Raw genomic sequence first — 13,386 nt, 5'->3', positions numbered from 1 at the left:
ATTGGTCATGCGAGCTCCTTGCTCAGAGAGACAGTCTTTTCCAACCAGAGACGCACTGCGGCAACTTTCAGTACTGACAAGACTGAAATGCCGTTATTCATACTGTGCTGGATTTCAGGCCCGACTCTATGCTGTAAGAAGTTTCCTACTTACTTGCTGAGATGATCGGGCGATCAAGTATCTGGAATTCAAGTGAAAGACAATGCCTCGATCGCTGCTTTTCGGTCGAGGATGAAAGTGTAAGATTTTATTTGAATGTATATGTATTGTGTTTGCGCAATATCGTGTGAAAAGTTGCAGTATTTTTGTAGGAGGTTTCGTACTTTAAGATTGTTGTATGTTCAGTTTTTGCACTTGGCCATCACTACCTGGCAAGTCCTGGGCGTGCCTCCCGAGCGGCTGGCATAACGCACGCAGTTATTCAGGGATTTCTGTCGCGCAATGCTCAAGGTATTGCCCCAGGCCAGGCCGCCTTCACCGGTAGTGGGGACGGCCTTGGCAAAGCAGTTGGAGCCCACTGCAGGCGTGGCGTAGCGTGCCTTGCTGGCGTTGCTGGAGCAGCCAGCGAGAGCCAGGCTGAGGCCGAGCAGGGTGGCCAGTGCCCAGGACGCATATGGTCTGCTCATGTTTTCCCCTTCTGCGCTTGGCAGCAAATGCCTTGCAGGATATTTCATTACAGCGACGCGGTGAACTATCTCGGCGTCAAGAGGCTCCTTTGCTAAGCGCACCCTGCGCTTATCTGATGGCGCAAGACCATCAGCCCTGGGTCACTGAATGAAAAGGAGGCACCGTGACCGCACCTGATCAAACCCTTTACCGCTGTACGCCCAGCCCGCTGCATGCCCTGCTGCTGGCGGGCAGTGTGCCGTTGTTCCTTGGCGCGCTGCTGAGCGATATCGCCTACTACAACAGCTATCAGATTCAGTGGAGCAACTTCGCCGCCTGGCTGATCGCCGGGGCCCTGGTGTTCTGTGGGCTGGCACTGTTGTTCGCGTTGGCCAACCTGATCCGCGCAGAGCGCAAGGGTGGGCGCGCTACGCTGTACTTCGTGCTGCTGCTGGTGACTTGGGTGCTTGGGCTGATCAATGCCTTTGAGCATGCCAAGGACGCCTGGGCGGTGATGCCTTCTGGGCTGGTGTTGTCGGTAATCGTGACAGTGCTCGCAGTGGTGGCCGCCTGGACCGGTTTGAGCAACCTGCGTTCAGGAGGTGTGGCATGAAGCCTTTGCATGCATTTAGCCTGTTGGGCGTGGCGCTATTGCTGAGTGCCTGTGGTGGCGACGGCGAGCCGACCCAGGCCCATGGCCCGGACCCGAAGCTGCCGGAGCCTCAGCGCGGCTTGCTGCCGAGCATGAAGATTGCGCAACCGGCTGCCTGGGGCGAGCTGAAACCGACCGTGCCGGAGGGCTTCAGTGTCACCGCCATTGCCACCGGCCTGAAAATCCCGCGCCAGAGCCTGGTGCTGCCCAATGGCGACATTCTGGTGGCTGAGGGCCGGGGAGGCAGCGCGGCCAAGCTCAAGCCCAAGGATGTGATCGCCAGCCAGATCAAGGCCAAGGGCAATACCCAGGTCAAGGGTGGCAACCGCCTGACCTTGCTGCGCGATGCTGATGGCGATGGCAACTACGAGGTACAGGCCGTGTTTGCGGATAACCTCAACGCACCGTACGGCCTAGCCTATGCCAACGGCAAGCTGTATGTAGCCAATCAGGATGCGCTGGTGCGCTTTGACTACAAGGAAGGCCAGACCCAGGCCGACGGCCCGCCAACCAAGGTCACCGACCTGCCGGCCGAGATCAACCACCATTGGACCAAAGCGCTGACCATCAGCCCGGATGGCCGCTTCTTGTATGTGGGTATCGGCTCGAACAGCAACATCACTGAGCGCGGCCTGGAGGTGGAGATCGATCGGGCCATGGTCTGGCAGGTCGATGCCGAGACCGGCGCGCACCGGCCCTATGCCACCGGCTTGCGTAACCCGACGGCATTGACCATTCAGCCGCAGACCGGGCAGTTGTGGACGGTGGTCAATGAGCGGGATGAGTTGGGCCCTGACCTGGTGCCGGACTACCTCACTTCGGTACGTGAAGGGGGCTTCTATGGTTGGCCTTACAGCTACTGGGGGCAGCATGTGGATGAGCGGGTGCGGCCGCAGAACCCGGACAAGGTGGCGGCGGCGATCAAGCCGGATTACAGCCTGGGTTCGCATGTGGCTGCACTGGGTGTGGACTTCTCGACCCCGGCAATGGGCGAGCGCTTTGCCGACGGTGTATTCGTGGGCGAGCACGGCAGCTGGAACCGGCCTAACCCGGTGGGGTACAAGGTGATCTTCGTGCCGTTCAGCAATGGCAAGCCTGCAGGGGAGCCGATCGACTTCGCCACGGGCTTTCGCGGTGAGGATGGCAAGACCCGGGGGCGACCGGTTGGGGTGACGGTGGACCCGCGGGGAGCGTTGATCATTGCCGATGACCTGGCGAATACGGTGTGGCGGGTGACGCGTAATCGCTGAATGCTATCTGATCAAATCGTCAAAGCTTGCTGGCGATGGGCCGCAGAGCGGCCCAATTGCTGAATGACAGGCATTGCGCGTGGTCAGAAGCGGTAGTTGAAGCTGGCTTCCAGCGTGCGCGGTGCCCCTGGGGTGATCAGGTCGACCGAGCCATGTGCCGAGGCATAGTAGTCACGGTCGAACACGTTCTTCAGGCGCAGCGCGGCATCCCACTGCGGCACGCTGTACAGCAGCGCGGCGTCGAAGGTGGTATAGCCTGGCATCACCACCACATTGTCGAGTGCTGTGTAGCGTTCGTCGACGTAGTTGGCTCCGGCGGCCACACGCCACTCTGGTGTCAGGGTACGTACCAGCCAGACGTTGGCGCTGTTGCGCGGCGTCAGGGTAGGTGTCTGGCCTTCGTTCGCCACGCCATTGGTCTTGCTGTTGGACTTGGTGATTTCGGCGTCCAGGTAAGCGTAACCGGCATAGATCTGCCACTTGTCGGTGAGATGCCCGCTGACGGTGGCTTCAAAGCCATCGGTACGCTGTTCGCCAGCCAATACGGTCAGGTTGGGGTTGGCCGGGTCGGCAGTCTTCATGTTGGTGCGCTCAAGGCGGAACACTGCGGCGGTCAGTGACAGGCGGCTGTCGAGCAGGTCCCATTTGGCGCCGATTTCATAGTTGGTGGTTTCTTCCGGCTCCAGGTGCTGGTTGCTCGGGCTCACCGCGAATACTTCGCCAGAAGGCTGATAGCTGCGGCTGACCGACACATAGTAGGACTGGATGGCGTCTGGCTGGTAGACCAGACCCGCACGCGGGCTCCAGGTCTTGTCGGTACGATCGAGGTCGATGTTCTGCACGCGGTCGTCGTCGTACTCCTGGCCAAAGATGTCATAACGCACACCGACCAACGCCTTCCAGTGCGCGTTCAGCTCGATCATGTCCTGCACGTACAGACCGGTGGTCTGCTGGAAGTTGGTGCCCTTGGAAGACAGGTTGGCGGCATGTTCCGGTACCGCCACCAAGGCATCGCGGTAAACCGGTACCTGGGCCACGTTGGTCTGGCTCAGCACGCGCTGGTATTTGTCCTGAAAGCCTGCTTCCACGCCATACAACAGGTTGTGCTGCATGCCCGCCAGTTGCGCCTGTTGCTTGAGCTCCGTCTGGTTGAACACACCGTACTCATCGCGGGCGACGTTGCCGCGGTTGAGCTTGATCAGCAGTTCACCATCGGGCGCGGTGACGAAGCGCGTCGGGCTGCTGTCGGCCAAGGTGTTGTTGCGGTCCAGGTCGTAGCGGTAGTAACGGCTGGTGTTGGTCAGGGTGAAGTTGTCGTTGATGCGGTAGTCCAGGCTGGCTGTAAGCGAGAACACCTCGCTGCGGGCGTAATCCTGGTCAGCATCGCCAGAGCCGAAGCGCTTGTCGCGGTCCACGTCCACCGGGCGGCTGCCCAGGGCCGGTATGCCGAAGTCGATCAGGCGCTTGTCGTACAGGTAGGTGGCGCCCAGGTTCAGTTCCAGGTCGTCCGAGAGACGGAAGTAGGCCGACGGTGCGATGGCCTTGCGGTCGATGTAGCCATCATCGCGGAAGGTGTCGCTGTCTTCGAAGGCACCCGTTACGCGGTAGGCCTGGTTGCTTTGTGGGTCGGCCCAGCCGGTGTCGAATTGGGTTCGGCGTTTGCCTTCGCTGTCGACGTTCATGCCGACTTCGCGCTTGGGCGTGAAGCTTGGTTTCTTGCTGATGCTGTTGATCAGCCCGCCCGAGGAGCCACGGCCATACAGCACCGCGGCCGGCCCCTTGATCACCTCGACACGCTCGATGTTGGACAGATCGCGAAAGTACAGGGCGTCGTCACGCACGCCGTCTATATACATGTCGCCAATGGCGCTGAAGCCACGGATGGTCACCTGATCGCGTTGGCCGTCGCCGTTGGACAGGCCGATGCCGGGCACGTTCTTCAGCACGTCTTCCATGGACTGTGCGCCTTGGTCCTTGATCACGCTTTCGGGAACGACGTTGACAGTTTGCGGGATATCGCGCAGCGGCGCGTCGATCTTCATGGCGCTGCGGCTTTCACTGGCCTTGTAGCTTTGCTGCTCATAGACGCTGGTGACGGCGGTGGCAGGCAGGGCGAGGCTACTTTGCGTATCGGTTTGCGCGGCAGCGTGTACAGCAGGCACAACGAGCAGGCCCAGCATGGAAATGGATGCTGGGGCAACAGACTTTTTTGCCATTACAGGCGACTCTTTGTTGTTATCGGGAGTCACGAATAGTAATGATTTGCAAATGTAAAGCAAGTGTAAAGAATTCGTATTAGCTATAACAGTGGTTTCTGCGCCGAAATGCGTCGCGCGCCGGAAGGGCCGGCAAGGCGGCAGGTAATGGCTATGCTTGATACCGCGTGAACCTTTCACGCGCCCATTCGGACTTGATCACATGGAAGCACGCCTATGAACCCCATTCGTACTCTCGCTCGTGCTGTAGCCCTTGCCACGCTGGCCTCTGCTGCCAGCTTCACGGTACAGGCTGCCGGTATCCCCATCGGGAGCGAGGCGCTGGAAAGCCATGTCACCACACAGGTAACGGCTATCGACCTGGCCACCCGCCAGGTCACGGTGAAAGGCCCTGACGAGAAGAAGGATGTGACGTTCCAGCTGACCGAAAAGGCCAAGGCGCTGCCCAACCTGAAAGTCGGTGACCAAGTCGACATCTACGTGACACGCGCCGTGGCCTATGTGCTCAATCCGGAAGTGGGTGGGGCGCCGAAAGCGACTGAAGAGTCCGGTACCATCCGCGCAACCGAGCAAAACCCCAACCCGGGCGGCGAGGCGTTCCGCCAGGTCAAGGTTACCTCTCAGATCAAGAAGATCGACCTCAAGACGCATGAGGTGAGCTTGTTGCCACCGGAGGGCAAGCTGCAGGTGGTCAAGGTCGAGAATCCAGACCTGCAGAAACGCATGAAGAACCTCAAGGTTGGCCAGACGGTTGACGCGATCTACACCGAAGTGCTGCGCGTCGAAACCTCGCGTTGACCTTGGCCGTTGCCGACCTCGGTTACTCGCCTACAACCGGCCGTTTGCGGTCCGGGCAGCCCGGTACCGGGAAGTGGGTCTTAGCCGCTGGCGGCTTCGATCAAGGCCTGGGGTTCGGCACGTTCGGAGTAGTCGACATTGACGAAGGCATGGCGAATGCGGCCATCCTGGCCGATGACGAAAGCGCTGGCCATCGGCAGGCTGAGGTCGTCGCATTCGTTCAGTGCCTTGAGGTCGGCGCCGAGTGCTTGGTACACCGCCTCCAGCGCTGGCTCCAGCTCGAAGACGATGCCGTACTGGCGCGCCAGCTGGTTGCCCGGGTCGCTTAGCAGTTGGTAGCGCACTCCCAGGGATTCGCGGGTTTTCAGGGTGGCAGCGCGGCCTTGGGCAGAGACGGCGACCAGCGTTGCACCGCTGGCGGCCAGATCGCTTGCCATCTGCTGGTATTCGCTGAGCGCTACATTGCAGAACGGGCACCACAGGCCGCGGTAAAACACCAGTACCAGCGGACCGCGTGCCAACAGGGCACGCAGGTCCACGGCCTTGCCATCGGCATCCTCCAGCACGGCCAGCGGGGCGGTGTCGCCGGCTTTGAGCGCGTGGTCCTCAGGATGCCTTGCGATAAGGGCTTGCAGCGAGGCGCCAAATTTTTCCAGTACCTCGGTGGGCAGTTGGGCCATCTGCTGTTTGACGGCGTCGAGTTTTGCCTTGAGTGACATGCGTGTTTCCTTGTGGTGGTTCACTGGGGCAGGCTTCGGGTGGCCCGGGTCTGGATGCGCTGTGAGGCCTTGCAGGCGGGGGGATGGCGCTCAAACAGCTGAAGTATCCAGTCGGGGCGGGTCTTGCTGGCATCGTTGAGCCAATTGGCGACCGAGTCCTGGGCGTATTTTTCGGCTTCGGCCAGCAGCGGTACCAGCAACGGCTCGGCCACTTCTGGTCGTTGTTTGAGCGTGGCAATGTGCTCGCACCAAACGCCACGCGGGCGCAGGATCTCGATGCAGAACCGACGTACCAGCGGGTCGGCATCACCGGTATGGCGGCCGAGTAGCGCCAGGGCGGCTTCAAGGTGCTGGGCCAGGCGCGGGCGCAGGGCGATCCAGGCCCATTCACGCACGCCGAAGTGCTCATCGCGGGCGAAGCGAAACTGCGCCAGCAGGGCATCTTCCGCAGGCTGCGAGCGTGACAGGTACGCCTGGGCGAACGCCGCCCAGCTGCGCACGGTATCGGACGGGTGCGTGCAGCATTGCTCGAACACCTGCTGGCGCAAGGACTCGGCGGCCTGCTCCAGCCACTTGCCCAGCGCCAGGCCAATGGCCGCCACTTTTTTTGACAGGCCCAGTGCCTGGGCCTGGTCCGCACTGGCAGCGAGTTGCTCTACCAATGCTGCTGGCAGTTGCCCTGTCAAGGCGTTGACCAGGGCGGCTTGATCCACCGCCAGGCATTCGGCCAGGTTGCGGGTTGGCAGTTGGCCAAGGTCGATCAGGGACTTTCGGTCGTCGCTCATGGCTTAGGCTCCATGGCAGTGGCACGGTACAGTCGATTGCCGGCCAGGCACGTGCACAGCCCCGTTGATGTGCACATCCTCCAGAGGACGGCCCAGTGCCGAGTCTTCGATGGGCGAAAGCTGAAACCCTCGATGGCCACTGGCTGTCTGGCAAGGCGGCGGATGAACGGGCGCCGGTAAAGCGCCGCTGGCAGGCAGGCCTCGAGCCAAGGTTGGCGACGACTTAACTGGTCGTGTTCGCTTTGTACCCGGGGCTTCCTGCCAAGCCGGGCCAATACGCTCTGATTCTGCAACATCATCCACCTCCATGTGGTCTTGCGGGTGTGCCTTGGGTTCAGTGATTGTCCGGTGGCAGTGCCAGGGCAGGACTGGCCGAGAGTGCCTGTAGCGTGGCGGACAGGGCGTCACGTTGCGCGTTGTCCAGTGACTGCATGATCGTGCCGATCCAGTCGGTGTGTTCGGCGAATACGGCGTCGAGTACCGCTATGCCTGCCGAGGTAAGGCTGATGCTCAGCTTGCGCCGGTCATGGGCGTCCTTGCGGCGCTTGATAAAGCCATCACCCTGCAGGCCGTCGAGCAGGCCGGTCACGGTGCCTGAGGTGATTGCCAGGCGCGTCGCCAGCTCCAGCGGTGCCAGGCGGCCGCCTGCGCCTTGCAAGGTCAGTAGGATTGCGAATCGCCCTTCTGACAGGTTATGGCGGGCCAGCCGTGCGGCGCATACCCGGTTGATGGCCGCTGCAGCGGACAAGAGTTCGAAACACAGGCGCACGTTTTGCCTGGCGTCAGCGGGGGCCTCGGCCAGTGCATCGAGCATGATGTGATGCTTGTTCTCAAGAGTATTCATAAGGCGCAGTTTATCTTGGTGCCTTAGTAAGTCAACAGCACCGATGTTTCAGGGTGAAGACAGCATGCGCACGCCAGACGGAAGGGATGTTTCACCATGCAGGGTACGAATAGTTCAAGTGCAGGATTTTGATTTCTATCAGTACTGGGGCATGCAGCATCATGGTGGCCATCGATACCTTGGATGAGGACTGCCATGTTCAGTAAATCAATGCTTCTGCTGGCGCTTCCTGTGGCCATGGCGTTGCTTGCCGGTGCAGTGTTGCCGTTTCAGGCCGCAGGTAATGCTGCGGCAGGTCGGGCACTTGGGCACTGGCTGTGGGGGGGCTTTCACATCGTTGACGGTCAGCATGCTGGTGGTGATCGCTGCCCTGCTGATTATCCGGGTACCGGCGCCAGACATGGGCAAGGCCCTGCAGGGGCCCTGGTGGTTGTGGATTGGTGGCGTGCTCGGGGCAATGTATGTAGCCGGCGCCGCCGCACTCACCCCTAAACTTGGCGCAGCAGGGTTCCTGGTACTGGTGGTGGCGGGGCAGATCATCACGGCAGTGCTTGCCGACCATTACGGGGTGATGGGGCTGGGTGGCAAGCCGCTCAGTCTGGCCAGGGTGGCCGGCGTGGTGCTGATCCTGTGCGGAGTGCTGCTGGTACAGGGCACTTGGGCAACGGCGTCACCGGCCCACCCCCCGGCAGCTGTGAAGGCGCAAGAAAACTGATCAGCGCCCTGGTTGGCTGCAGGCCCATACAGTTTCGCGCAGCCAGCGGTGCCCGGGGTCACTGTCCTTGCGGTTGTGCCAGGCTTGCTGATAGTCGAACGAGGGGATGGCCAGTGGCGGTGTGAACTGGCGCAGTGTCTTGTGCTTGCGCAACGACCCCACAGCGCGGCTGGCCACTGTCAGGATCAGGTCGGTGCCGGCCAGCACTTCGACTGCCGCACTCCAGTGTGGCAAGGCCAGGGCAATACGGCGTTGCAGGCCCCGGGCGGCCAGTGCACGCTCGATTTCATCGAAAGCATCCGGGCGCATGGCCATCAATACATGTGGGCGTGCCAGCCAGTCTTCCAGGGCCATGCCGCCGCTGGCAGGCAGGACCTGGCGATCGGCAACGCTGATGAAGCGATCGGCAAACAGGGGCTGGGCGGTGATGTCCTGAGGCAGTTCGGGGAACAGGCCCAGGGCCAGATCCAGCTCGCCATCGAGCAACTGCGCCAACATGGTTTCACGGCTGGCCTGGCTGATGGCCAGGTCCACCCCGGGCGCGACTTGGCGCAGGTGGCGCAGCAGGTGCGGCAGGATGATGCGCGAAGCGTAGTCGGACAACGACAGCCGGAACCGGCGCTGGGCCCTGGCTGGTTCGAACAGTGGGGTGGCCAGCAGGCTGTCGAGATTGCTCAGTGCATCCTGTAGCGGTTGTGCCAGCGATTGGGCGCGGGCGGTGAGGGCCATGCTGCCGCCTTGGCGTACCAGCAAGGGGTCGTCGAAGTGTTTGCGCAATTGCGCCAAGGCGTGACTGACCGCCGGTTGACTGCGGTGCAGGCGCAGGGCTGCACGGGTCACGTGCCTTTCGCTGAGCAGGGCGTGCAGGGCGAGCAACAGGTTGAGGTCGATCTTGCGCAGTTCATCCATCGGGTGAATGGCCTTGGTCAATTCTGGCGACTCGGATCAGCTTAACAAATGCTTGAGTCTTGCACGCGCTTACAGGTGCTGGCGATAGAGGCCTTTTCGCAGCACATGGATTCTACTAGATGGCTTTATGTTTGATCTGTAATTTACTGATAAAAAAGAATTATCTTCTTGCAGTCGCATGCTGAACACACTGTTCAAAGTAAGTCCGCTTGATCGCTTCAGGCTTGAGCCGCGAGCGGCTGTTGTACGTCTGCTCGGTAATGCCGAAGGCAGTCATGCGCATCCATGGCTTGGGGAATTTGCGTACCTGCAGCTTCTTGCGCGTGGCGTACAGGGTTACCCCGGAAAGCTTGGCCTGTTGGGCCTCGGCGGCTATCTGCGCGCCCCAGCCGCAGGTGTGGCGATCGTTCTGGCTCAATGCCCTGGCCTGGGCGCCGAAAGCGAGGGTGGCCAGCAGGCAGCCGGCCATCGTTGCTAGAAGTACTCGCATGTTGCTGTCCTAAGCATCTGAAAGAAAACGGAGTTTGCCTTCGCTTTCCGCAGCCGTGGGCCAGCAATTTGCCGTCAGGGCACAGCCATGCGCAGGGGACTGGCCTTCGGCTTCTGCAGGCTTGTCCAGGCCAGGCTGGCAACCCAGAGCACCGAAACACCATAGTTAAGGCGTTGATACAGGCCGAACAGCTGGCCACTCTGCGCCGCTTGGCCCATCAACGCGACGGTGATGATCGCCAACACCACGCAAGCCAGGGAAAACAGCGCCAGGGCGGGGGAGCCGGCAAGGCGGTTGCCTAGCCACGCCCATAGGGCGCTGGCCAAGGTCAGCGAGAGGAACATCAGCAGACCAAACAGGTTATGCAGTTGCTGCGAGGTAGATGGCTGTGCCGGTGCACAGCCCTGGTCGCAAGGGAACCAGCCGGTGCCCAAACTGCCCATGCCATGCAGCAACACCAGGCCCGCACTCAGCAGCGCCAGCTTCGAGCTACGCCAGCGCCGCACCAGGCCCCAGGCAAACAGGGCAAACAGCAGGGCTAGAGGGTAGTTGTTGACCCGTGGTGACCAGCTGTGGGTTGGCGAGCCTGCCGCGCCCAGCTGGCTCATGGCCTGTTGCAGGTGATCATAGCCAGGGTAGGCCTGGGCCGTGAGCCATACCCCCGCCAGCAGCCAGAGGGGGATCAGCAGGCCACTGCCGAGCAAAAGGCGGTCGAGGGTTTTCATACTGCAGATTCCTTCCATGGAACAGTGAGCGTGGAAGCGTACAGTACAGGCTCACGCAGGCCATGGGCCAGTGATTCTGCGCGTTTCTTCATGGGCCAGGGACTGCAAAGATGGGCAATAAATACCGCACGGGGTGTATGTGATCGTACAACCGCTTGCGCTATGATGAGCGCTGTCTTCCAAGGTGAAATACAGGGCAATGACAGAGCAGCAGGTACAGGCAAGGACCCGGCGCAAGCCGCGCAGTCTGGCCCAGGAACTGGTCACGGTGCTGACCGAACGCATTCGCAGCGGCCAGCTCAAGCGCGGCGACAAGCTGCCGACCGAATCGCAGATCATGGCCGAAGAGGGCGTCAGTCGCACGGTGGTGCGTGAGGCGATCTCGCGGTTGCAGGCCGCCGGGCAGGTAGAGACTCGCCACGGCATCGGTACATTCGTGCTGGATGCGCCGGCTACGGGCGGTTTCCGTATCGACCCGGCCACCGTGGTCACCCTGCGCGAAGTGCTGGCGGTGCTGGAGCTGCGCATTGCCCTGGAGATCGAGTCGGCTGGGCTGGCGGCTCAGCGGCGAAGCGACGAAGCCCTGGCCGGTATGCGGGCGGCGCTGGACGAACTCAACGAGGGGGCGGCCCACGCCACTGATGCGGTGTCGGCGGACTTCCAGTTCCACCTGCGCATTGCCCAGGCCAGCGGCAACCACTACTTCGCCGACATCATCAACCACCTGGGTACCAGCATCATCCCGCGCACCCGGCTGAATTCGGCGCGCCTGGCCCATGATGACCAGGCGCATTACATGAGCCGCCTGATGCATGAGCACGAGGCGATCTATGAGGCGATTGCCCGGCGTGACAGCGAAGGGGCGAAGATGGCCATGCGCATGCACCTGAGCAACAGCCGCGAGCGCTTGCGCCAGGCGCATGAGGCGGCTGAAGCGCAAGGAACCTGAAGCCTTTGCTGCCTGTACTGGCCTCTTCGAGGGCAACATAGCCCTGTAGGAGCGGGCTTGCCCGCGAAGAGGCCAGTACAGTCAAAAAGGAAAGCCCCGCCGTGCGCAGGGCTTTCCTGTTTCTGGCAACCAGTCAGATCGCCCCGTCACTCCACTGACCGTTCACCAACCGCCGCAGCCCCAGCGGGTTGCCGTCGCGCAGTGCCTCAGGCAGCAGCGTCTGCGGGTAGTTCTGGTAGCACACCGGGCGCAGGAAGCGGTCGATGGCCAAAGTGCCGACCGAGGTGCCACGCGCATCGGAGGTCGCCGGGTACGGGCCGCCGTGCACCATGGCATCACAGACTTCGACACCGGTCGGGTAGCCATTGACCAGGATTCGCCCGACTTTCTCCTCCAGCAGCGGCACCAGCCAGGCGAAGGCATCGAAGTCGTCCGCCTCGCCGATCAGCGTCGCGGTCAGTTGGCCGCGCAGGCCGAGCAGCGCGTCGCGCAGTTGGTCGTTGTCCTGCACCTCTACGGCCACGGTGGTGGGCCCAAACACTTCTTCCTGCAACAGCGGGTCAGACTCGACCAGCAGGCGTGCATCGGCCTTGAACAGCTGAGCGCGCGCCTGGTTGCCTTCCTGCACCTGGCCGGCCACATGCTCGATACCGGCATGGGCATGCAAGTGTTCAAGGCCGCCGACGTAGCTGCGCAGGCCGCCAGCGTTGAGCATGGTTTGCCCGGCTTGCTGGTCCAGGTACTGGCCAAGGTCGGCGAGCAACTGGCTGTACTGTGGCGACTGCAAGCCAATCACCAGCCCAGGGTTGGTGCAGAACTGCCCGGCACCCATGCACACGGACCCCGCCAACTCGCGGGCAATGGCCTCGCCACGTTTGGCCAGGGCGCCTGGCAGGATGATGACCGGGTTGATGCTGGACATCTCGGCGAACACCGGGATTGGCTGCGGGCGCTCAGCGGCCATGCGGCAAAGGGCATCACCGCCTTTCAACGAGCCGGTGAAGCCAACCGCCTGGATGGCCGGGTGCTTGACCAGCCACTCGCCCACGCCGCCACCAAATACCATGTTGAACACGCCCTTGGGCATGCCGGTACGCTCAGCGGCGCGCACGATGGCGCAGCCGACCAGGTCGGCCGTGGCCATGTGGCCGCTGTGCGCCTTGAATACCACCGGGCAGCCTGCGGCCAGGGCGGCGGCGGTATCACCCCCGGCGGTGGAGAAGGCCAGCGGGAAGTTGCTGGCCCCGAACACGGCGACCGGGCCTACGCCGATGCGCATCTGGCGCAGGTCTACGCGTGGCAGCGGCTGGCGCTCGGGCAGTGCCAGGTCGATGCGTGCGCCGAGAAAGTCGCCGCGGCGCAGCACTTGGGCGAACAGGCGCATCTGCCCGCTGGTGCGGCCGCGCTCGCCCTGGATACGGGCGGCGGGCAGTGCAGTTTCGCGGCAGACGATGGCGACGAAGGCGTCATCCAGTTCGTCGAGTTCAGCGGCGATGGCGTCGAGGAACTCGGCCCGACGTGCCGGGGCCAGTTGGCGGAACTCGGCGAAGGCTGCGGCAGCGGCCTTGGCGGCCTGGTCCACTTCGGCTTCGGTGGCCTGGGCAAAGCTGTAGGGCAGGGCTTCGCCAGTGCTGGCGTCCAGGCTCTGCAGACGCTGAGGGCCAGCGGCACTGCGCTGACCGGCGATGAAGTTATGGCCGAGGATTTCAGGCATGGGGTGCTCCTGTG

At 62.3% G+C, this 13,386-nt stretch carries 13 protein-coding genes and 1 pseudogene; 5 read left to right on the top strand and 9 right to left on the bottom strand.

The genetic code is table 11. The features are described 5' to 3' along the window. Positions 1 to 341: 341 nt before the first annotated feature. A complete protein-coding gene (locus N5D53_RS18285) occupies positions 342 to 626 on the bottom strand; it encodes a hypothetical protein (RefSeq protein ID WP_104961464.1) in 285 nt (94 codons plus the stop codon). A 164-nt stretch (positions 627 to 790) separates the two neighbouring features. Between N5D53_RS18285 and N5D53_RS18280 the strand changes: the two genes are divergently transcribed. Together N5D53_RS18280 and N5D53_RS18275 are read left to right on the top strand one after the other, a co-directional pair. Further along, entirely contained in the window at positions 791 to 1,219 is a 429-nt protein-coding gene (locus N5D53_RS18280) for a DUF2231 domain-containing protein (protein WP_020192131.1), read from the top strand. Beyond that, positions 1,216 to 2,508 carry a sorbosone dehydrogenase family protein gene (locus tag N5D53_RS18275; RefSeq protein ID WP_064492679.1) on the top strand — a complete coding sequence of 431 codons (1,293 nt, stop codon included), beginning with the start codon at positions 1,216 to 1,218 and terminating at the stop codon, positions 2,506 to 2,508. The genes N5D53_RS18280 and N5D53_RS18275 overlap by 4 nt, the downstream gene beginning before the upstream one ends. A gap of 83 nt (positions 2,509 to 2,591) precedes the next feature. Here the strand turns inward: N5D53_RS18275 and N5D53_RS18270 are convergent, their stop codons facing one another. Continuing rightward, the gene (locus N5D53_RS18270; protein WP_177413617.1) at positions 2,592 to 4,724 is read right to left on the bottom strand and encodes a TonB-dependent siderophore receptor; all 2,133 of its coding nucleotides are present in this window, start codon (positions 4,722 to 4,724) and stop codon (positions 2,592 to 2,594) included. 216 nt (positions 4,725 to 4,940) lie between these two features. Here N5D53_RS18270 and N5D53_RS18265 point away from each other — a divergent pair, with 216 nt between their 5' ends. Further along, positions 4,941 to 5,522, top strand: coding sequence for a hypothetical protein (locus N5D53_RS18265; protein WP_003247673.1), 582 nt, complete (start codon positions 4,941 to 4,943; stop codon positions 5,520 to 5,522). Between the two features lie 80 nt (positions 5,523 to 5,602). Here N5D53_RS18265 and N5D53_RS18260 read toward each other — a convergent pair whose 3' ends face one another. From N5D53_RS18260 to N5D53_RS18250, 3 genes are all read right to left on the bottom strand, one after another. Next, complete coding sequence (locus tag N5D53_RS18260) at positions 5,603 to 6,241, bottom strand: peroxiredoxin-like family protein (RefSeq protein WP_104961465.1); 639 nt, start codon at positions 6,239 to 6,241, stop codon at positions 5,603 to 5,605. A gap of 20 nt (positions 6,242 to 6,261) precedes the next feature. After that, on the bottom strand, positions 6,262 to 7,026 hold the full coding sequence (locus N5D53_RS18255) for a hypothetical protein (protein WP_121161555.1): 765 nt from the start codon (positions 7,024 to 7,026) through the stop codon (positions 6,262 to 6,264). 334 nt (positions 7,027 to 7,360) lie between these two features. Continuing rightward, complete coding sequence (locus N5D53_RS18250) at positions 7,361 to 7,870, bottom strand: MarR family transcriptional regulator (protein WP_104961467.1); 510 nt, start codon at positions 7,868 to 7,870, stop codon at positions 7,361 to 7,363. A 195-nt stretch (positions 7,871 to 8,065) separates the two neighbouring features. Between N5D53_RS18250 and N5D53_RS18245 the strand changes: the two are divergent. After that, positions 8,066 to 8,585: pseudogene (locus N5D53_RS18245) on the top strand (DMT family transporter). Here N5D53_RS18245 and N5D53_RS18240 read toward each other — a convergent pair. The 3 genes from N5D53_RS18240 to N5D53_RS18230 all read right to left on the bottom strand — a co-directional run bounded on the left by N5D53_RS18240 (position 8,586) and on the right by N5D53_RS18230 (position 10,709). Then, positions 8,586 to 9,494 carry a LysR family transcriptional regulator gene (locus N5D53_RS18240; RefSeq protein ID WP_121161557.1) on the bottom strand — a complete coding sequence of 303 codons (909 nt, stop codon included), beginning with the start codon at positions 9,492 to 9,494 and terminating at the stop codon, positions 8,586 to 8,588. It lies immediately after the preceding pseudogene. A 160-nt stretch (positions 9,495 to 9,654) separates the two neighbouring features. Next, positions 9,655 to 9,984, bottom strand: a complete 330-nt coding sequence (locus N5D53_RS18235) for a hypothetical protein (protein ID WP_104961470.1) — start codon at positions 9,982 to 9,984, stop codon at positions 9,655 to 9,657. A 74-nt stretch (positions 9,985 to 10,058) separates the two neighbouring features. Next, positions 10,059 to 10,709 carry a DUF998 domain-containing protein gene (locus N5D53_RS18230; protein WP_104887769.1) on the bottom strand — a complete coding sequence of 217 codons (651 nt, stop codon included), beginning with the start codon at positions 10,707 to 10,709 and terminating at the stop codon, positions 10,059 to 10,061. Positions 10,710 to 10,908: 199 nt separating this feature from the next. Between N5D53_RS18230 and N5D53_RS18225 the strand changes: the two genes are divergently transcribed. Continuing rightward, a complete protein-coding gene (locus N5D53_RS18225) occupies positions 10,909 to 11,658 on the top strand; it encodes a FadR/GntR family transcriptional regulator (protein WP_003247694.1) in 750 nt (249 codons plus the stop codon). A gap of 133 nt (positions 11,659 to 11,791) precedes the next feature. Here the strand turns inward: N5D53_RS18225 and N5D53_RS18220 are convergent, their stop codons facing one another. Then, positions 11,792 to 13,372 (bottom strand): aldehyde dehydrogenase (NADP(+)), encoded by a 1,581-nt coding sequence (locus N5D53_RS18220; RefSeq protein ID WP_104961471.1) that lies wholly within the window; start codon positions 13,370 to 13,372, stop codon positions 11,792 to 11,794. Between the last annotated feature and the right edge of the window lie 14 nt (positions 13,373 to 13,386).

The organism is Pseudomonas sp. GD03862, assembly GCF_029840855.1.
GTDB classification, from domain to species: Bacteria; Pseudomonadota; Gammaproteobacteria; order Pseudomonadales; family Pseudomonadaceae; genus Aquipseudomonas; species Aquipseudomonas alloputida.
The sequence above is the reverse complement of the archived record's forward strand: the minus strand, read 5'-3'. Positions and strand labels throughout refer to the sequence as shown.